The following is a 20,015-nucleotide window of genomic DNA, read 5'->3' as shown; positions in this document are numbered from 1 at the left end:
ATTACTTCTTACGGGCGTACTTCAGTGAATCCAGCGCCACCGCGAAGATGATGATGGCGCCCTTGATGATGTACTGCCAGTACGGGTTCACGCCAATGTAGGTCAACCCGTAGTTGATGACGGTAAAGATGATCACACCGGTGACCACGCCGAGCACGGTCCCCACCCCGCCGCTGAAGGAGACGCCGCCGACCACGCAGGCCGCAATCGCATCCAGCTCGTACATGAAGCCAAGGTTGTTCGTTGCGGAGCCGATACGGCCTGCTTCCAGCATCCCGCCGAAGGCGTAGAACACACCGGACAGCGCGTAAATCATCAGCAGGTTCAGGGCAACGTTTACCCCGGACACTTTCGCCGCTTCCGGGTTACCACCGATAGCGAAGATGTTTTTACCGAAGCGCGTTTTGTTCCACAGGATCCAGACGAACGCCACCGCAATCAGCGCATAGAAGGTAATGTACGACAGGCGGAAGCTGCCCAGCGCGATAAACCCCTGCGTGAAGGTGGAGAAGCCGCTGTCAAAGCCCGAAATCGGCGACGCGCCCACAAAGTCGTAGTACAGGGAGTTGATACCATAAACGATGATCATCGTACCCAGCGTGGTGATAAATGGCGTCACGTTCAGGTAAGCGATGATAATACCGTTGATCAGGCCAATCACCGCCCCGATGGCGCAGACAATCAGGATCACCACGAAAATCGGCATAGTCGCCATCTCCGGGAACACCTTGTTGGCGTTTTCCATCGACTGCAGCAGGGTTGCCGCAATAACCGCCGCCAGGCCGACCTGACGACCGGCAGAAAGGTCCGTCCCCTGGGTGACGATAAGGCCCGCCACGCCCAGCGCAATGATGATACGCACGGAGGACTGGGTCAGAATATTACTCAGGTTCAGCAGGCTTAAGAACGTAGGGTCCTGGAAAATAATAATGGCCAGCAGGACTAAAAGAACAACGTAAATACCGCCTTCTTTCAGGTAAGTGAGAAAACTTTTTTTATTTAACGCACTCATGAGGAGCCCCTGATCTTAAAGGTGCAAAGACGCAAGACGCAAAATTTCGTTTTGCGTTGTCGTTTTGGTGTCAACAATACCGGCAACGAGACCATTGCTCATAACCAGAATACGATCCGTGATCCCTAACAGTTCCGGCATTTCGGAAGAAATAATAATGATCCCTTTATTCTTTTTCGCCAGCTCGGCAATCAGCTGATAAATTTCAAACTTCGCGCCGACGTCAATACCGCGGGTCGGTTCATCCAGCATCAGAATTTCTGGCTGGGTTAATAACCAACGGCCAATAATAACTTTTTGCTGGTTACCACCGGAAAGCGAACCGATTTGGGTACGGTGGCCAGGCGTTTTCACACGCATGGAGTCAATTACCCACTGGGTATCGCTCTTCATGCGGGAGTTATCCAGCAGCCCGACTTTGTTTTTGTAATTGCGAATATTAGAGATTAACGAGTTAAAGTTAATATCCAGATAAGCATAAATACCGGTCGAACGACGTTCTTCCGTCACCAGCGCAAAACCGTTATTAATGGCTTCGTTGGCATTATGGTTGTTAATTTTCTTCCCGTGCAGCGTGATGGTGCCGTCGGCCTTCTCGCGGATGCCAAACAGGGTTTCCACGATGTCGGTACGCTTTGCCCCTACGAGGCCAGCAATGCCAAGAATTTCGCCTTTGTGAAGGTCGAAAGAAACATCGCGGATGGACGGCTGGCGCAGCGAGGTCAGATTGCGCACTTCGAGGATTACTTCACCTGGCTTGTTCTCTTTGTCCGGGAAGCGCTGGTTCAGGGAACGGCCGACCATCATGGCGATGATCTTGTCCATGTCCAGCCCTTCAAGCGGCTGCGTGGCAATCCACTGGCCGTCGCGCAGGATGGTAATTTCATCGCACAGCTGGAAGATCTCTTCCATTTTGTGCGAGATGTACACAATGCCGCAGCCGCGCTCTTTCAGCTTACGAATAATGGTAAAAAGGTGATTAACCTCTTTTTCCGTTAATGACGAGGTAGGTTCATCCATGATGACGATTTTCGCATCATAGGAGAACGCTTTGGCAATTTCGATCATCTGCATCTGGGAAACGGATAATGTCCCCACGCGGGCGCGCGGATCGATATCAATATCCAGCTCATCGAAAATCGCTTTGGTGTCGCGATACATTTTATCCTGATCGACAAACACACCTTTAGTTGGGTAACGTCCCAACCACATGTTATCCATTACCGAGCGTTGCAGTACCAGGTTTAATTCCTGGTGAACCATCGAGATACCGTTTTCCAGCGCTTCTTTCGCTGAATGGAAATCGATCTCTTTCCCCTGAAAAAGAATGCTGCCAGAATCTTTTTGATAGATCCCAAAAAGACATTTTAATAACGTTGATTTACCCGCACCGTTCTCCCCCATTAATGCATGAATAGAGTGAGGACGGACTTTTAAATTAACATTATCGAGTGCCTTAACACCGGGGAAGGACTTGTTGACGCCTGTCATTTCCAACAAGTATTCACCGGACGACTGAGTAGTTGTGCTGACCATAATTATACCTTGTTGGCCTCGCATATCGCGTTATAAAAGGGCGCAACGAATTGCGCCCAGTGAAGACAAAACGAAGATCTTATTTACCGATAAACTCAGCCAGGTTGGACTGGTCTACGCCCACGTAAGGCACGCGAACGATTTTGTTGTCAATTTTCCAGTTGGTGCCATCCGCCGCGCCTTTACCGTCGGCGAGGTTTTTCGCCAGATCGAAGGTCGCTTTCGCCTGGTTGTTGGCATCGTTCAGAACGGTACCGGCCATCGCGCCAGATTTAACCAGCGCCAGCGCTTCCGGCAGGGCATCCACGCCAAATACCGGGATGGACGATTTATTGTGGGCTTTCAGCGCTTCAACCGCACCCATTGCCATCGCATCGTTGTTGGCAATGACCACTTCGATTTTGTTCGCGTTCGGGCCAGACAGCCACGCGTCCATCTTATCTTTCGCCTGAGCGGTGTCCCACATCGCGGTATCTAACGCCAGCTGCTGGGTTTTCAGGCCCTTGTCGTTCAGCTCTTTGATAACATAGGTGGTACGCGCTTCAGCATCCGGGTGGCCAGGCTCGCCTTTCAGCAGCACGAACTGGATCTGACCGTCTTTGTTCAGGTCCCAGTTCGGGTTCGCCGCCCAGTGCTTCGCGATCAGATCGCCCTGAATAATGCCGGACTCTTTAGAGTCAGTACCGACGTAATACGCTTTGTCATAGCTGTCCAGCGCTTTACGGGAAGGTTCTTTGTTGAAGAAGACGATTGGCACGTTCTGGCCGCGCGCTTTCTCAATAACCGTGCCTGCTGCAGCCGGGTCAACCAGGTTGATCGCCAGGGCCTTAACGCCTTTAGCCAGCAGAACGTCGATCTGATCGTTCTGTTTGGACTGGTCGTTCTGGGAGTCATTCATCAGCAGCTGTACGTCTGGCGCTGCTTTCGCATCTTTCTCAATTGCTTTACGCACAACAGACATGAAGTTGTCGTCGTATTTATAGATGGTCACACCAATACGGGTATCCGCAGCGTGCGCTGCTGCACCAAAAAGCATGCTTGCCATTACAGCAGACAGGGTCAACACCTTCTTATTCATGGTATCTCCGGTTTTTTTATGCAGGGTAGTTCTTGTGAATAACGATCGGCAGGCAGGTGTTAATAAAACGTTACTGACAGCCGACGTTCACTTATAAAATTTCTATCTTCCGTGGTCGGTAACGCTCCAGAAATGCGTTTTATTCGTTGTTTGCGGCACATTGGCTATGGTGAAAGCGAATAATCACCGTTACATAGCGTTTCAACCCCTAAAACGCTGACATCATAGTCAGCGCCTTGTTAAGATACTGTGAATTTACTCACAGATTGAAAACGGTTACATCACCCGGTGTAATCAGTTAGTGATCGGAACCACAATTTGCCGGGCGGCGACGGAATGACGACGCACCAGCGTCGGCATGAAGCAGTGAGTTGCCCCTGGATCCAGCAGCCCAGCCGCTCCCTGTAACGCCAGCTCGGTCGCCAGTTTTGCCATAGAAGCAATGGGATAGCGCACCGTAGTCAGCTGCGGGTCGGTGTAACGGGCAATCGGAATATCATCGAAACCAATCAATGACAAATGCTGTGGCACCGCAATGCCGTTATCCTTCAGCGCAGTCAGCGCGCCTGCCGCCATGCTGTCGTTATAGGCAAACACCGCAGAAAGCTGCAGATTGCGGCCCAGCAGTTCCACCATTGCCGCCTCACCGCCCTGCATATCCGGCGTGCCGGTGCCAATCCAGCTTTCTGATGGCGTAATACCGTGCTCTTTTAGGGCGTTTTGCCACCCCTCACGCCGCAGCTCGTCATCTTCAATGTGATGGCTGGAGGCCAGATAGCCGATCCGCTGATGGCCGTTATTGATGAGCATTTTGGTGGCCATCATGGCGCCGCTGACGTTATCCAGCCCGACACAGCGGTGGGCATAGCCCGGGACGATGCGGTTGATTAACACCATGCCCGGGATCTGCTCCATAAACCCGACCAGCTCTTCATCGCTTAAGGCTTTTGAGTGAACAATCAGGGCGTTGCAGCGCTGGCGGATCAGCACTTCAATGGCATAACGCTCCTTTTCCGCCTCGTGATAGCTGTTGCCAATCAGCACGTATTTCTGATGCTGCTGGGCGACCACATCGACCGCTTTCACCAGCGCACCGAAAAAGGCGTCCGAGACATCCATTACCACCACGCCGATGGTATCGCTGACCTGTGTTGCCAGCGCCTGGGCGTTGGCATTTGGCCGGTACCCGAGCTGGGTCACGGCTTTCATTACGGTTTCACGGGTTTCAGGGCTGACCAGCGCGCTGTTGTTCAGCACGCGGGAGACGGTAGCCACAGAAACGCCCGCCAGACGGGCGACGTCACGAATGGTGATCATATTCACCATCCTTCAAAGAATTGCAGCAACTCACAGACACCCCCTGTGTTTAGCAAGGTGGCTATTTTGGCAGCGAGAGAAAGGGGACTACGTGAAGAAGTTCACACTCATGAAAACGCTTACATCCGTTTTGTTAATGATTGTGATCCAGATCGTTATCTGGATGTATTACTCAATGATACCCCCGAAGCATGTGCGGTTAACTGACGCCACACCCACTCCAGCGGCCCCTGGCGGAAATAACGCAGCCAGATGACAGAAAACGCCAGGTTTACTATCCAGACCGGAATAACAAACGCCAGTAGTCCGAGGCGGTCGAATTTCATAAACAGGCCAAAGCGATAGAAAATCGTGGTGCAGATCAGCGTCTGCAGGAGGTAATTGCTTAACGCCATCCGCCCAACGCAGGCTACGGCGCTGACGATCCACAGGCGAGAAAGCTGCGGCCAGAAACCATAGATCAGCGCCGCATAGCCGATGGTCTGGAACGGCGCGCTCAATTCACGCGGCGCCTGCAGCAGGAACGCGCACCAGCGGTAATCCCAGTGAAGGTGCCACTGCGCCATCACCGCCGGAAGGTTAATCAGCACGCCCAGCAGGACCAGCCCCGCGCCGGTGCGGCGGTAGTGACGCAGACTGAATTCCCCTTTCAGCCAGCCGGTGCGCATCAGTGACGCGCCCATCAGCATCATGCCCGCCAGCTGCCAGCCGTATTGCGCCCCCAGGGCAAGCAGATTGTCGCCCAGCATATCCGCACGGTTGCTTATCGCTTCCGTACCGCCCTTCAGCTTCCAGTACTGCTCGTACTGGAGGTTAGCGGCGTCCGGGATCCAGGAACGGTTTGTCGCGTCACCGGAGATCAGCCCCAGCAAAAGCAGGACGCCGAGTCCCATGAGATAGAGCATCACGCCGGTGTTAAACAAGCTTTTCACGCTGTGCGCGTCGCGAATCAGCCGCCAGCAGATCAGCCCGACTAACCCATAAGCGAGAAGAATATCACCATCCCAGAAGAACAGGCCGTGGATAAAGCCGAGGATTGCCAGCAGCGTTAAGCGCGACTGGATCCAGCGCGTGCCGCGTTTGAGCAGAAGCTGCAGGCCCGCGCCGAACAGCAGCGCAAACAGCGTGAGGAATTTAACCTGGGCAAACAGGTCGAGGATCGCCCACGTCCAGGCATCGCTTCGGGTGATGTCGCCGTACCAGGCGGGATTGAGGTAAGCGGCCTTCGGCAGACCGAAGGCGCTGATATTCAGCAGCAGGATACCCAGAATGGCGACGCCGCGAACAAAATCGAGCGTGACGTTTCGCTCCATGGTCCCTGCCCTGTCTGATTAGTTGTGGTGACGCACGGCGCGCAGGAACTCCTGACGGGTGTTCTGGCTCGATTTAAACAGGCCGCCCAGCGAGGTGGTGGTGGTCGCACTGGTCGCATCACGCACGCCGCGCGCTTTCACGCAGTAGTGCACCGCATCAATAGAGACCGCCACGTTATTGGTACCCAGCAGCGTTTGCAGCGCGATCAGGATCTGCTGCGTCAGACGCTCCTGCACCTGAGGGCGCTGTGCGAAGAACTGCACAATACGGTTGATCTTCGACAGGCCAATCACCGTGTCTTTCGGGATATACGCCACGGTCGCTTTGCCGTCGATGGTCACGAAATGGTGCTCGCAGGTGCTGGTCAGCGTAATATCACGGACCGTCACCATCTCATCCACCTTCATCTTGTTTTCGATGACGGTAATTTTCGGGAAGTTGGCGTAATCCAGTCCGGAGAAAATTTCGTCAACGTACATTTTAGCGATACGCTTGGGCGTCTCCATCAGGCTGTCATCGCTCAGATCGAGATTCAGCAGTTGCATGATCTCGGTCATATGCCCGGAAATCAGACTTTTACGGGTTTCATTGTCCATATCCTGAACGGGCGGACGCAGTGGCGTTTCAAGACCGCGCGCGAGCAGGGCTTCGTGGACCAGGGCAGCTTCTTTACTGAGTGATGACATTTTGTTCTCCTGCAGGTGTGGCGTCTTTCGCCCTCGTTGTGGCAAAAGTATGCGCTCATTGTGCGTGAGGCGACGCACATAATCCAGTATTCACGACGATAATTATTGCAATTGCTGTTGCCTTTCAGCGTGGCGATTCCAGACCAGGGCACCCGCGACAAACAGCGCAACGCCAGCCAGCCCCAGCGCAGGCTCCAGCCGGTGGGTTAGCCAGGTTGATAACGCCGAGGTCACCGGCCCCACCAATTGCCCGATGGCATACCCGGTGGTGAGCAGCCCCGCCATATAGCGCGTGTGGTTCGGTGCCAGCTCGCGGCCGTATAAAAGAGAGAGCTGTACCGCGCAGAGGAACCCGCCGCCCACCAGCAGCCCGCCCGTCAGCAAGCCGCCAATGCCCGGCAGCAGCCAGGCTGCCAGCACGCCCGCACCCTGTAACCACAGCACTATCGCCAGCCTGCGGTTAGCCGTTGAGGTGTGGCGCAAAAGAATGCTGAGCGCAATCCCCACCACGGCCGCGGCACCAAAAATCGGCCAGACAAACTGGGCAAACAGGCTGCCGGGAAAACGCACCGCCGCCATTTGCGAAAGGAAGGTCGCCGGAAGGATATAGCCAAATCCCGCCAGGCTGTAGCTCCAGACCAGGCGCTTGAGATCCGTCGTCAGCAACAGCGGCTCTGGCGCGCTGCCGGGTCGATGAAGCTGTCCGGAACGCGGCAAATAGCGCGCCACCAGCGCGACCAATACCAGCGCCAGCACGCCGTAGATTTGCCATGCCGCACCGGCCGAAAGGGATTTAGCCTGAATATAGACCGCGAGCAGGCCGCTCAGGGCGATGCCCGCGCCAGGACCGGCAAACACGGCGGCACTGAGCCCCGGTTTACCCAGCTGTCCCAGCCGCTCGTTGCTCCAGGCGGCAATCAGCACCATTGACCAGCCGCTCATGCAGCCAATCACAAAGCGCAGCAGGCCGTGCACAACGGCGTTATCCGCGGCGGCGGAGAGCAGGGTCAGCGCAACCGCACCGGTGATGCCAAGCCAGAGTCGCGTTTCAACAAAGCGGTGGGCCCGCATGGCATCCCATGCGCCCACCAGATAGCCCAGATAATTCATCGCCGCCACCAGACCTGCGCTGGTGAGCGTGAGTTGCCCGGCGGCAATCATCAGCGGCACCTGAGGCGTAAAGGCGAAGCGCCCTATCCCCATCGCCACCACCAGAACGACAAACCCACTAAGCGCAATACGCAGCGCCATGACCGCTCCAATTGTTAAAGAAAAGTAAATTTATGATGCAGCATCTCGCCGCTCCGCGAAAGTGAAAGTTGCTCACAGGTAAATGAAAACGCTGTATTATGGCTCTAATGAATAGCTATTCTCATTAAGGAGCCCTGCATGGAACTGCTCGAAGAGCACCGTTGTTTTGAAGGTCGACAGCAGCGCTGGCGGCACGACTCCACCACGCTGAACTGCGCCATGACGTTCAGCATTTTCCTGCCCCCGACGGAAAACCCGCCGGTTCTGTTCTGGCTTTCAGGCCTGACGTGTAATGACGAAAACTTCACTACCAAAGCGGGCGCGCAGCGTATTGCGGCCGAGCTGGGCATTGCGCTGATGATGCCCGACACCAGCCCGCGCGGCGATGATGTGGCGGACGATGCCGGGTACGACCTGGGCAAAGGTGCCGGATTTTATCTCAACGCCACCGAGCAGCCGTGGGCGAGCCATTACCGCATGTATGACTACATTCGCGACGAGCTGCCAGCGCTGATTAAGGCCGAATTTACGGTGAGCGACCGCTGCGCCATCAGCGGGCACTCCATGGGCGGGCACGGGGCGTTAATCATGGCGCTGAAAAACCCGGGGAAATACACCAGCGTCTCTGCGTTCGCGCCGATTGTGAACCCAACGCAGGTGCCGTGGGGACAAAAAGCTTTCACAAACTATCTGGGTAAAGATGAAGAGAAATGGCAGGAATGGGACAGCTGCGCGCTGATGCTGGCAAGCGATTCGGCGAGCGCGCTCCCGATGCTTATCGATCAGGGCGATGCGGATCAGTTCCTCGCCGGACAGCTACAGCCTGCGATATTGGCTGAGGCGGCTCGCCAGAAGGATTGGCCGCTGACGCTGCGCATTCAGGCGGGATACGATCACAGCTATTACTTTATGGCGTCCTTTATTGAAGATCATCTCCGCTTCCATGCGGAACATCTGTTCAGGTAAGTTCAGCCTTTTTGCCCGGTAGCCTCCTGCATACCGGGCCTTTCCCCTTCCCCTCATTTACATAGTTCTATCCGCTTGAATCCAGGCTGGTTTCCTTTCACCTCCTTCAAACACAAATGATTTCAATTATCATTTGTGTTTACAATTCTACATTCTTTTGTACAATTCCAGGCTCTTCTCCATCTTAAAGAGTTCTTAAAAGACAAAAACATACAGTTCTCAGGGTTATCCCGATGGAGTTTTATTCATTTTTATACGGAATGTACAAATGACAATACCCCGCATTAAGCTCCTGGCCGTCGCCGTTGGCGCTGCCACATTCACCCCTCTCGTTCACGCAGCCGATCAGGACACCGTTGTCGTCACCGCGACGGGTTTTGAACAAAAGATCCAGAATGCCCCCGCCTCCATCTCTGTTATTTCGAAACAGCAGATTGAAGATAAAGCCTACCGTGATGTTACCGATGCCCTGAGAGACGTCCCGGGCGTGGTCGTCACCGGCGGCGGGAGTAGCAGTGATATCAGCATTCGCGGCATGGCATCTCAGTACACCTTGTTCCTCGTGAACGGCAAACGCGTCAGTACGCGAAGCACCCGCCCAAACAGCGACAACTCGGGTATTGAACAAGGCTGGCTGCCGCCGCTGGAGTCCATTGAGCGCATTGAGGTTATCCGCGGCCCGATGTCCTCACTTTACGGCTCCGATGCGATGGGTGGCGTCATCAACGTCATTACCAAAAAAGTCTCAAACACTAAAGCCTGGACCGGTTCGTTGCACGGCGATGCAACCTTCCAGGAAAACCATGATTCCGGCGATATCTTCCAGACCAACGCCTACGCTTCTGGTCCCCTGATTGACGGTCTGCTTGGCGCAAAAGTGACGGGGCTGTTGTCACGCCGCGCCGAAGATAAAATCGTGAACGGGTATAACGAGCAGAAAATGCGTAACGGTGGCATTACCCTGAACTTCACCCCGGATGAGAAGAACGATTTCGATCTTGATTTTGCTCGCGAGCTTCAGGACAGAAACAGCACGCCAGGGATGTCGAAAGCGGCTGAAACCTGCCGGGGAACGACCTGTAAGCCAAATACTAAAAGCGACTCACGCTATGAGCACACAACTTACTCCTTAACCCACAGCGGGTATTACGACGACTTCAATACCACCAGCTATATCCAGCAGGAAGAGACCAATAATCCAGGCCGCAAAATGCGCTCGTATAACACCACCTTCAACAACCAGAACCAGATTTTCCTCGGCGATCATACGTTGACCCTCGGCGGGCAGTATCGGTATGAGAAACTGCGCGACGAGGGCAATCAGCTGGAAGCTGCGGACGGCCTGAACAAACTGACGCGCTGGAGCTGGGCCCTGTTTGCCGAAGATGAATGGTCAATGACGGAAAGCTTTACATTGACCGGCGGCCTGCGTATGGACAAAGACCAAAACTACGGGACGAACTGGACGCCGCGCGGTTACGGCGTATGGCACCTGGCCGATCACTGGACGTTGAAAGGCGGGGTTTCGGCTGGCTATCGTGCGCCTGATCTGCGGCAGTCGTCTGCCAGTTGGGGCCAGGTAACGGGTGGCGGCCGTCTTGACGGTATCATCGTTGGCAACCCGGATCTGAAACCAGAGAAGAGCCTGAGCGAAGAGCTCGCCCTGCTCTGGGATAACAACGATAACCTGAATGCCGGCGTGACGCTGTTTAATACCGACTTCAAGGACAAGATTACGGAAGTTCGCCGCTGTAACAGCAGCGCCGATCCCGCCTGTACGATTGGCGATCACAGCTATGATTTCGTGAGCGACCGCGTTAACGTGGACAAAGCCAACATGCGCGGCGTGGAGTCCTCCTTCGGCTGGAAAATCTCGCGCGATGTAAACTGGACCGCAAACTATACCTATACCGAATCTGAGCAGAAGAGCGGTCAGTTCTCAGGCAAGCCGCTGAATAAGATGCCGAAGCACATGTTCAACACCACCCTGGACTGGCAGGCGACACCCGACGTAGGTTTCTGGAGCCGTCTGAACCTTCGCGGTAAAACGTCTGAGTACCTGAGCCGCACGTCAATGACCCAGGGCACACCGTCCTACACTCAGGTTGATGTCGGTCTGCGCTACAACGCGAACAAAAACCTGCTGGTTACCGCCGGTGTGTATAACGTGCTGGATAAGCAGATTGACTACGACACGTATGACACCGTGCTGGACGGGCGTCGCTATACGGTTGGCATGACCTACAGCTTCTGATCTGCCCATAAAAAAGCCCGCTCGGTTGAGCGGGCTGAAAGAGAGGAAGCGCGGTTATTGTTTAAATCGTTCCGGGAAATCCATTTCACTGTAGCGAACGAAGCGGGTTCCTTTCGTCAGTTTGTAGCCAAACCAGATGATCAGGAACAGCGGAATACCAATGTAGGTCGCCGTGACGGCACCCCAGTCAATGGTGTCCGCAAGGAAGGCCTCATAGTTCTGACCCAGAGTAATGATCAGGCACAGAACGAAGGCGAAAATCGGCCCCAGCGGGAAGAACCCTGAACGGTACGGCAGGTTATTCAGGTCATGACCCTGCATGACGTAGCCGCGACGGAAACGGTAGTGGCTGATGGCAATGCCCAGCCAGGCGATAAAGCCCGTCATCCCGGAGGTGTTAAGCAGCCACAGGTACACCGTCTGGTTGCCGAACATGGAGGTCAGGAAGCACAGGCCGGCAATCACCGTGGTGGCATACAGCGCGTTGCGCGGTACGCCGCCGCGGGACAGTTTCGAGAAAATGCGCGGCGCTTTGCCGTCGCAGGCCAGGGTATAAAGCATACGGGTGGAGGCGTACATGCCGGAGTTACCCGCCGACAGCACCGCCGTCAGGATCACCGCATTCATTACCGCCGCCGCTGAGAGCAGGCCCGCGTGCTGGAAGACCAGGGTGAACGGGCTGACGCTGATGTCTTTCACGTCGTTACGCAGCAGGCTTGGATCGGTATACGGAATGATCAGGCTGATAATCAAAATAGCGAACACGTAGAACAGCAGGATACGCCAGAACACCTGACGCACCGCGCGCGGAATGTTCTTCTCCGGGTTTTCGGATTCACCGGCCGCGATACCAATCAGCTCCGTTCCCTGGAAGGAGAAGCCGACAATCATCGCCACGCCAATCATCGCCGAGAAGCCCCCGGCAAACGGCGCGTCGCCGATGGTCCAGTTACTCCAGCCCGCAGGTTCAGCTCCTTTGAAAATACCCACGATCATCGCCACGCCGACGACGATAAAGATGATGACGGTTGCCACTTTGATCAAAGAGAACCAGTATTCCGCTTCGCCAAAGCCGCGCACGGAGATGTAGTTCAGCAGGAAGATGACGGCGAGGAACAGGGCGCTCCAGATCCAGCCCGGCGTGTCCGGGAACCACCAGGTCATCACCAGCTGCGCGGCGACGAGGTCCACGGCGATGGTGACGGCCCAGTTGTACCAGTAGTTCCAGCCCAGCGCGAAGCCGAAGCCTTCCTCAACGTATTTTTGTCCGTAGGTCGAAAACGAACCTGACACCGGCATGTATGCCGCCAGTTCGCCCAGGCTGGTCATCAGGAAATAAACCATCAGGCCAATCAGGATATAAGAGAATAATGCCCCACCCGGGCCGGCTGCCGAAATCGTTGCGCCAGAGGCAACGAAAAGACCTGTACCGATTGAGCCGCCAATGGCGATCATCGTCAGGTGACGCGCCTTGAGTTCACGACGTAGCGTGGGCGCTTCTGTGGTTTTAGTTTCTGAAACCATGTGAAAATGCTGTCCATTTAATAAATGAGGCGCGATTGTAGCAGACGATCTGCGTTCCTTCCGGCAGAAATACCCTGTTATAAGAGAGCTTCATGACGCGTCCAGGATTATAAGTAACGCATTATTTTTCCCTCTCCCCTCTGGGGTGAGGGGCGCTTTTACATCTCGCAGTAGCGCAGAAAACGCTGCAGCGAACTGGACAGGTGTTTCTGACGATGGTGGATGCACCACAGCATGCGCACCAGTTTTGGCAGCGGAACGGGGATTTCCACCAGCGATCCGGTCTCCAGCTGTTCGGCAATCACCCGCCGGGAAAGACAGCTGATGCCCAGGCCATGACGCACCGCGTGCTTAATCGCCTCTGAGTTTCCCAGCTCCATTCCCAGCTGGAAATGCGGCAGATGCGACAGCAGCAGGTAGTCGACAATCTCGCGCGTGCCGGAACCCTGCTCGCGGAGGATCCACTGCGCCTGCGCCAGCCGCTCCAGCGTCACCTCGCCCTGCAATAACGACGAGGCCGGAGACGCAAACACCACCAGCTCATCCTCCAGCCAGGGCTCGGCAATGATATCGACGTTGTGGCAAGGACCTTCGATAAGTCCGATATCCACGCGGAAATCAATCACCGCGTTGATCACGTCCTGGCTGTTACCCACGCTCATCTCCAGCGGCAGGGTCGGGAAATCCCGGCGGTAGCGGGCAATCACTTCCGGCAGGATGTAGTTGCCGATGGTGCTGCTGGCAAATACGCGGATCGCGCCGTTGTCCTCGCGGAACAGCTGCTCGATTTCAATAGCCTGCTCCAGCAGCGCCAGCGCGCGCGGGTAAAGCAGGCGGCCATGTTCGTTGACCACCAGTCGCTTCCCTACCCTGTCAAACAGCTGGACGCCCAGCTGGCCTTCGAGATCGGTCAACGCCGCGCTGACGGCAGACTGCGAGAGCGCCAGCATTTGTGACGCCTGGGTCGTCGAGCCGCTTTTCAGCACCTCGGCAAACACTTCTAGCTGACGCAATGTAATGTGCATGGTTGCTTACCACTTATAAAGATTGATTATAAATATATAATCAATTTTATTTTTAAGCCAGCGCGCCGTAACCTTTAGCCAGACAAAGGAGAAGGTTATGTCAGAAATCACCTTACAACATCATCGTACAGTGTGGCACTTCGTGCCCGGCCTTGCGCTCAGCGCCGTCGTCACCGGCGTGGCCTTATGGGGCGGCAGTATTCCGGCAGTGGCCGGTGCAGGGTTCAGCGCGTTGACGCTGGCCATTTTGCTCGGCATGGTGGTCGGGAACACCGTTTACCCCCACATCTGGAAATCCTGCGACGGCGGCGTGATTTTCGCCAAGCAGCATTTATTACGTCTCGGGATTATCCTTTACGGCTTCCGTCTCACCTTTTCGCAGATTGCGGACGTGGGCGTCAGCGGGATTGCCATTGACGTCCTGACGCTGACCAGCACCTTTTTACTGGCGTGCTTTATCGGTCAGAAAGTGTTTGGCCTGGATAAGCAAACCAGCTGGTTAATCGGCGCAGGCAGCAGCATCTGCGGCGCGGCGGCAGTGCTGGCAACAGAACCCGTCGTTAAAGCCGAAGCCAGTAAAGTGACGGTGGCGGTCGCGACGGTGGTTATCTTCGGTACGCTGGCAATCTTCCTGTATCCGGCCATGTACCCGCTGGTGGCGCACTGGTTTAGCCCGGAAACCTACGGCATTTATATTGGCTCAACCATGCACGAAGTGGCGCAGGTGGTGGCGGCAGGTCACGCCATTAACCCGGAAGCGGAAAACGCGGCGGTCATTGCCAAAATGCTGCGCGTGATGATGCTGGCCCCGTTCCTGATTTTCCTCGCGGCCCGTGTTAAACAGCTGGCACCGGCTGGCGGCAGCGAGAAGAGCAAAATTACCATTCCGTGGTTTGCGATCCTGTTCATCGTGGTCGCTATCTTTAACTCCTTCCACCTGCTGCCAAAAGCGGTAGTGGAGATGCTGGTGACGCTGGATACGGTGCTGCTGGCGATGGCGATGGCGGCGCTGGGGGTGACCACGCACGTCAGCGCGCTGAAAAAAGCCGGTGCGAAGCCGCTGCTGATGGCGCTGGTACTCTTCATCTGGCTGATTGTCGGCGGCGGTGCGATTAACCTCGCCGTGCACAGCCTGATGGCATAAACCATCTCGTCCTTCTCCTGTTAACCCGCTATCATAAGCGTTTCGGGTTAACAGGAGTTTTTTTATGAAATACGTTGGAGCGCACGTCAGCGCTGCAGGTGGCCTGGCGAATGCCGCCATTCGCGCCGCCGAAATTGAGGCGACCGCTTTCGCCCTGTTCACCAAAAACCAGCGCCAGTGGCGCGCCGCGCCGCTCACCGCCGACGTGATTGATGATTTCAAAGCCGCCTGTGAAAAATACCATTACGGGCCGGGCCAGATCCTTCCCCACGACAGCTATCTGATTAACCTCGGGCATCCGGTGCAGGAAGCGCTGGATAAGTCCCGCGAGGCGTTCCTTGATGAAGTGCAGCGCTGCGAACAGCTCGGGCTGACGCTGCTGAACTTCCATCCGGGTAGTCATCTGATGCAGATTGATGAAGATGCCTGTCTGGCGCGCATTGCCGAATCCATCAACATGACGCTGGATAAGACCAAAGGCGTCACCGCAGTGATTGAAAACACCGCTGGTCAGGGCAGCAACCTCGGCTTTAGGTTTGAACATCTGGCGGCAATCATTGACGGCGTGGAAGATAAGTCTCGCGTGGGCGTATGCATTGATACCTGCCACGCGTTTGCCGCCGGGTATGACCTGCGCACCACCGAGGCCACGAAAAATACTTTCGAGGAGTTCGAGCGCGTTGTTGGCTTTAAATATCTTCGCGGTATGCACCTGAACGATGCGAAAAGCGCGTTCGGCAGCCGCGTTGACCGCCACCACAGCCTGGGCGAAGGCAATATCGGTCACGATGCCTTCCGCTTTATTATGCAGGACGCCCGCTTCGACGGTATTCCGATGGTGCTGGAAACCATCAATCCGGATATCTGGGCGGAGGAGATTGCCTGGCTGAAGGCACAGCAAACCGCAGAACAGGCGGCATAAAAAAAGCCGGGTTGCATTAGCACCCGGCTTTTTTATTGCTTACTGCTTACGCTGCTTTTGCCACAACTTCCGCTTCCGGACGTTTCAGCACCGCGTAAGACAGGCCTGCCACCAGCGTACCGGCAACAATCGCCAGCAGATAACCCAGTACCGGGGTGATGGCGCCAGGGATCAGCAGGACGAACAGACCGCCGTGCGGTGCCATCAGCTTCGCGCCAATCGCCATGGAGATGGCACCCGTTACCGCGCCGCCGACGATACAGCACGGCAGAACACGCATTGGGTCACGCGCCGCGAACGGAATCGCACCTTCGGTGATGAAGCACAGGCCCAGCACCAGCGCCGCTTTACCGCCTTCCTGCTGCGCTTTGTCGAACTTACGACGGGCAATAATCGTCGCCAGGCCAAGCGCCAGCGGTGGCACCATACCGGCCGCCATGATCGCCGCCATCGGCGCGTAAGTCTGGGTACTCAGCAGGCCAACGCCAAAGGCGTATGCCGCTTTGTTCACCGGGCCACCCATGTCGGTACACATCATGCCGCCGAGGATTGCGCCCAGCAGCACCGCGTTCGCCGTGCCCATGGTTTGCAGCCAGTGGGTCAGGCCCGCCAGGATACCCGCAACCGGCTTACCAATCAGGTAGATCATCGCCAGACCGACCACCAGGCTGGAGATGAGCGGAATGATCAGGATTGGCTTCAGCGCCTCCATACTCTGCGGCAGCTTCAGCTTCGAGCTAATCAGCTTCGCGACGTAACCTGCGAGGAAACCGGCGATGATACCGCCAATAAAGCCGGAGCCGGTGCTCACCGCCAGCATACCGCCGATAAGACCCGGGGTCAGACCCGGACGGTCAGCAATGGAGAAGGCGATAAAGCCCGCCAGCACCGGCACCATCAGCGCGAACGCTGAACCGCCGCCGATCTGCATCAGCGCAGCCGCAAGCGTCCCTTCTTCTTTAAATGCCGTAATACCAAACGCGAACGACAGTGCGATACACAGGCCGCCCGCAACCACCATCGGCAGCATGTAGGACACGCCGGTCAGCAGGTGACGGTATGCGCCCGCAGACTCTTTTTTGCCTTCGGTCGGCGTTTTTACTGCGCCGGTGGCCTGATACGGTTTGGCTTCTGCCAGGGCCTTATCAAACTCCTGCGCGGTCTTTTTCAGCGCCAGGCCGGTAGAGGTGCGGTACATCGGTTTGCCGGCAAATTTCGCCAGATCCACTTCGATATCTGCCGCCACAATCACCAGATCGGCCTCAGCGACCTCTTCCGGCGTAATGGCATTGCCCGCCCCCACGGAGCCACGGGTTTCAACCTTCACCCACCAGCCGCGTTTTTTCGCTTCGGTTTCAATGGCTTCAGCCGCCATAAAGGTGTGCGCCACGCCCGTCGGGCAGGCCGTGACCGCGACAACGCGTTTCGGACCCGAGGCCGCAGCAGGAGCCGCCGCGACAGGCGCGCTGTAGACGGTCGCGTGACCTTTCGCTTCGCTCAGGAACAGTTCCGGGTGTGCCACCGCGCGATTAATATCGCCCAGCCACACTTTTTTGCCGTTCAGCGCGCTGTCAGCGGGAATTTTATCGCCCAGGACAATCGCCAGTTCGGCATCGCCTGGGTTATCAATGATGTCCAGGTGTGCTTTTTGTGCCGCCGCGCCCAGCAGGGTCTTCGCCATGTAGGCGCGAGCCTGTCCGAGACCGGAGTCAATGATCAGCAGCGTTTTCATTATTCCTCTCCTGCTGTTAGTTAAAAGGTTTTAAGTCAACGCGCGCCATCATCGCGGCTAACTGGGTACGATCGGTAATACCGACATTGCTCTGGCTCACGGCCAGGGCTGCAACGGCGGTGGCAAGACGTAACGTATGTTCACTGGATTCACGCATCAGCAGGCCGTAAATCAGGCCGCCAACCATAGAATCCCCTGCGCCAACGGTGCTCACTACTTCCATTGACGGCGGTTTGGCAATCCATTCACCTGAAGCGTTAACCCACAACGCCCCTTCTGCACCCAGCGAGATTACCACGTGAGCAATACCCTGCTCGCGCAGCGCATGGGCGGCCTCAATCACATCTTTTAATTCCGGCAGCTTGCGGCCTGCCCAGATCTCCAGCTCGCGGCGGTTTGGCTTCACCAGCCATGGAGACGCTTTCAGCCCCGCCACCAGCGCATCGCGGCTGCTGTCGAAGATAATGCACGGGCACTGGCTGCGCAGGCGCGTCATCCAGTCGGTAAACGCTTCCGGGCTGACGCCGGACGGCAGGCTGCCGCTGACGCACACCATGTCGAACTGGCCCAGCCAGGTCAGGGAGTCGGTAACAAAGCGCTCCCAGTCAGCTGGCGTCACTTCGAAACCTGAGAAGTTAAGATCGGTCACTTCGCCGTCTTTTTCCGTCAGCTTAACGTTGATGCGGGTACGGCCCTGCACAACCTGGAAACGGTTGGCAATGCCCAGCTCGCTGAACAGCTGCTGGAAGCCATCCTGGTTATCTTTACCGAGGAATCCGCCTACGGTGACGTCGATACCGAGATCCTTGAGCACCTTCGCGACGTTAATCCCTTTGCCCGCAGCATGCAGGCCAGTGGTACGCACGAGGTTAACTTCGCCGCGCTCAATTTCCGGGCAAAACCCCACCAGGTCATAAGCCGGGTTCAGAGTAATAGTCGCAACACGTCTGCTCATTATGCGCCCTCCCCCAGACCTGCCGCGATGGCGTCGCCAATTGCTTTCAGCGCCTGTTCAGCATCTGCGCCCTGCGCGGTGAAGCGCAGGCGATGGCCTTTCTTCACGCCCAGCGCGACGACTTTCATCAGGCTGCGGCCGTTGGCCGGTTTGCCCGAACCATCCAGGTTGGTCACGGTAATCTCGCTTTCAAATTGTTTAATGGTGTTGACCAGCATGGTGCCCGGACGGGCATGCAGGCCGTGTTCGTTACGCACCACGAACTCGGCGTTCAGCACGTCGTCCGTTAGCGCGTCGTCGCTGGTCAGCAGCGCCAGCACGGTCGCCGCATCAGCGTTCAGCAGTTTTTCAGCTTTATTGTTCAGCAGCAGATCGCCCAGACGCTTCAGCACCGAAACCGGCTGCTCATCGTTCATCGCCACGGTCACCAGCATGGCTGCTGTCTCGCCCTCGACGTCGAACGCGGTGGCGGCGCGGCTCACTGCAATTGCGCTGCGCAGGTTGCCTTCAGCGCTGTCGTTCAGCCAGATGCCCTGGCCGAGATTCAGCGGTTTATCGTTAATCACGCGCGTCACAAAGGTGGCATCAGCGGCACCCGCTTCTTTCAGGCGACCCGCGTTCAACGCCTGCAGCGTGACCAGGTCGGAGGCCACAACATCCAGCGTCAGCGTGTCGTTATCCAGCTTCAGCGCTTCACTCTGTTTTTCGCCCATCAGCAACGCCCGCAGCTCTTCAGCGGTTGTTGCAGCCTTCAGCTGTTCCGCCACGGAGTCATCGCTCAGGACATGCGTCAGCTGACGCAGCAGACCTAAGTGTTCGTCGCTGCTCGCCGCGATACCGATAGCAACATAAGCCACCTGGCCGTCGCCCCAGAGCACGCCCTGCGGGAACTGATAGACCTTAACGCCGGTTTTCAGCACCTGGTCGCGGGTGTCGGTTGTGCCGTGCGGAATGGCAATGCCATTGCCGAGGAAGGTGGAGGTCTGCTGCTCGCGCGCCAGCATACCGTTTACGTAGCCGTCCGCGACGTTACCCGCCTGCACAAGGGCAGCGGCAACCTGACGAATAGCCTCTTCTTTATCCCCGGCCTGAGCGCCCGGGTGAATATCCTGAACAGATAACTGGAACATGGTTCTCCTCTCCTGCTGAAATTGAATCGTTTCAGCTTACATGAGAAAAAATGCGCTAGCCTGCTCCGTTTGTTAAAACAAGATAGCGCTGAAACGTTTCAAAAAGTCTTGCGCTTTCTGCAATGGCTTGCAAGAAATGTCGTATTTCCGATATCAGAATTTAGAGATA

General features: G+C 56.2%; 16 protein-coding genes. 4 read left to right on the top strand and 12 right to left on the bottom strand.

The genetic code is table 11. The annotated features are described in order from the left end of the window. Position 1: 1 nt before the first annotated feature. From mglC to IM291_RS08220, 7 genes are all read right to left on the bottom strand, one after another. Positions 2 to 1,012 carry a galactose/methyl galactoside ABC transporter permease MglC gene (gene mglC, locus IM291_RS08250; protein WP_013097952.1) on the bottom strand — a complete coding sequence of 337 codons (1,011 nt, stop codon included), beginning with the start codon at positions 1,010 to 1,012 and terminating at the stop codon, positions 2 to 4. 15 nt (positions 1,013 to 1,027) lie between these two features. Beyond that, positions 1,028 to 2,548, bottom strand: coding sequence for a galactose/methyl galactoside ABC transporter ATP-binding protein MglA (mglA, locus tag IM291_RS08245; RefSeq protein ID WP_028013859.1), 1,521 nt, complete (start codon positions 2,546 to 2,548; stop codon positions 1,028 to 1,030). Positions 2,549 to 2,627: 79 nt separating this feature from the next. Further along, positions 2,628 to 3,626, bottom strand: a complete 999-nt coding sequence (mglB, locus tag IM291_RS08240; RefSeq protein WP_008500923.1) for a galactose/glucose ABC transporter substrate-binding protein MglB — start codon at positions 3,624 to 3,626, stop codon at positions 2,628 to 2,630. A gap of 294 nt (positions 3,627 to 3,920) precedes the next feature. After that, positions 3,921 to 4,943 (bottom strand): HTH-type transcriptional regulator GalS, encoded by a 1,023-nt coding sequence (gene galS / locus IM291_RS08235; protein WP_048960194.1) that lies wholly within the window; start codon positions 4,941 to 4,943, stop codon positions 3,921 to 3,923. A 155-nt stretch (positions 4,944 to 5,098) separates the two neighbouring features. Continuing rightward, positions 5,099 to 6,256, bottom strand: a complete 1,158-nt coding sequence (yeiB, locus tag IM291_RS08230; protein ID WP_045259731.1) for a DUF418 domain-containing protein YeiB — start codon at positions 6,254 to 6,256, stop codon at positions 5,099 to 5,101. A gap of 18 nt (positions 6,257 to 6,274) precedes the next feature. After that, positions 6,275 to 6,943 (bottom strand): GTP cyclohydrolase I FolE, encoded by a 669-nt coding sequence (gene folE / locus IM291_RS08225; protein ID WP_023330924.1) that lies wholly within the window; start codon positions 6,941 to 6,943, stop codon positions 6,275 to 6,277. Positions 6,944 to 7,045: 102 nt separating this feature from the next. Further along, positions 7,046 to 8,194: a YbfB/YjiJ family MFS transporter gene (locus tag IM291_RS08220; protein WP_045259730.1), complete on the bottom strand. Its 1,149-nt coding sequence runs from the start codon at positions 8,192 to 8,194 to the stop codon at positions 7,046 to 7,048. Between the two features lie 138 nt (positions 8,195 to 8,332). On the opposite strand from IM291_RS08220, the gene fghA reads away from it, so the two are divergent. Both fghA and IM291_RS08210 read left to right on the top strand, forming a co-directional pair. Continuing rightward, positions 8,333 to 9,160: an S-formylglutathione hydrolase gene (gene fghA, locus IM291_RS08215; RefSeq protein ID WP_192986581.1), complete on the top strand. Its 828-nt coding sequence runs from the start codon at positions 8,333 to 8,335 to the stop codon at positions 9,158 to 9,160. 268 nt (positions 9,161 to 9,428) lie between these two features. Next, a complete protein-coding gene (locus tag IM291_RS08210) occupies positions 9,429 to 11,414 on the top strand; it encodes a ligand-gated channel protein (RefSeq protein ID WP_192986579.1) in 1,986 nt (661 codons plus the stop codon). A gap of 54 nt (positions 11,415 to 11,468) precedes the next feature. On the opposite strand, the gene IM291_RS08205 is transcribed toward IM291_RS08210, so the two are convergent. Beyond that, the gene (locus IM291_RS08205) at positions 11,469 to 12,938 is read right to left on the bottom strand and encodes an amino acid permease (protein WP_028013865.1); all 1,470 of its coding nucleotides are present in this window, start codon (positions 12,936 to 12,938) and stop codon (positions 11,469 to 11,471) included. A gap of 158 nt (positions 12,939 to 13,096) precedes the next feature. Continuing rightward, positions 13,097 to 13,963: a DNA-binding transcriptional regulator YeiE gene (yieE, locus tag IM291_RS08200; protein ID WP_192986577.1), complete on the bottom strand. Its 867-nt coding sequence runs from the start codon at positions 13,961 to 13,963 to the stop codon at positions 13,097 to 13,099. 97 nt (positions 13,964 to 14,060) lie between these two features. Between yieE and IM291_RS08195 the strand changes: the two genes are divergently transcribed. Further along, a complete protein-coding gene (locus tag IM291_RS08195; RefSeq protein WP_028013867.1) occupies positions 14,061 to 15,107 on the top strand; it encodes a YeiH family protein in 1,047 nt (348 codons plus the stop codon). Between the two features lie 64 nt (positions 15,108 to 15,171). Next, positions 15,172 to 16,029 (top strand): deoxyribonuclease IV, encoded by an 858-nt coding sequence (nfo, locus tag IM291_RS08190; protein WP_049000370.1) that lies wholly within the window; start codon positions 15,172 to 15,174, stop codon positions 16,027 to 16,029. Between the two features lie 46 nt (positions 16,030 to 16,075). Here the strand turns inward: nfo and fruA are convergent, their stop codons facing one another. The 3 genes from fruA to fruB are packed head-to-tail and all read right to left on the bottom strand — an operon-like array spanning position 16,076 to position 19,846. Then, a complete protein-coding gene (gene fruA, locus IM291_RS08185) occupies positions 16,076 to 17,761 on the bottom strand; it encodes a PTS fructose transporter subunit IIBC (RefSeq protein WP_049000371.1) in 1,686 nt (561 codons plus the stop codon). Between the two features lie 16 nt (positions 17,762 to 17,777). After that, the gene (fruK, locus tag IM291_RS08180) at positions 17,778 to 18,716 is read right to left on the bottom strand and encodes a 1-phosphofructokinase (protein WP_010433510.1); all 939 of its coding nucleotides are present in this window, start codon (positions 18,714 to 18,716) and stop codon (positions 17,778 to 17,780) included. After that, positions 18,716 to 19,846, bottom strand: a complete 1,131-nt coding sequence (gene fruB / locus IM291_RS08175; RefSeq protein ID WP_192986575.1) for a fused PTS fructose transporter subunit IIA/HPr protein — start codon at positions 19,844 to 19,846, stop codon at positions 18,716 to 18,718. Before fruB ends, fruK begins: the two co-directional genes overlap by 1 nt. Between the last annotated feature and the right edge of the window lie 169 nt (positions 19,847 to 20,015).

It is taken from the genome of Enterobacter cloacae complex sp. P27C, from assembly GCF_014895705.1.
Classification (GTDB): domain Bacteria; phylum Pseudomonadota; class Gammaproteobacteria; order Enterobacterales; family Enterobacteriaceae; genus Enterobacter; species Enterobacter bugandensis.
This window is presented reverse-complemented; position numbering and strand designations above follow the sequence as displayed.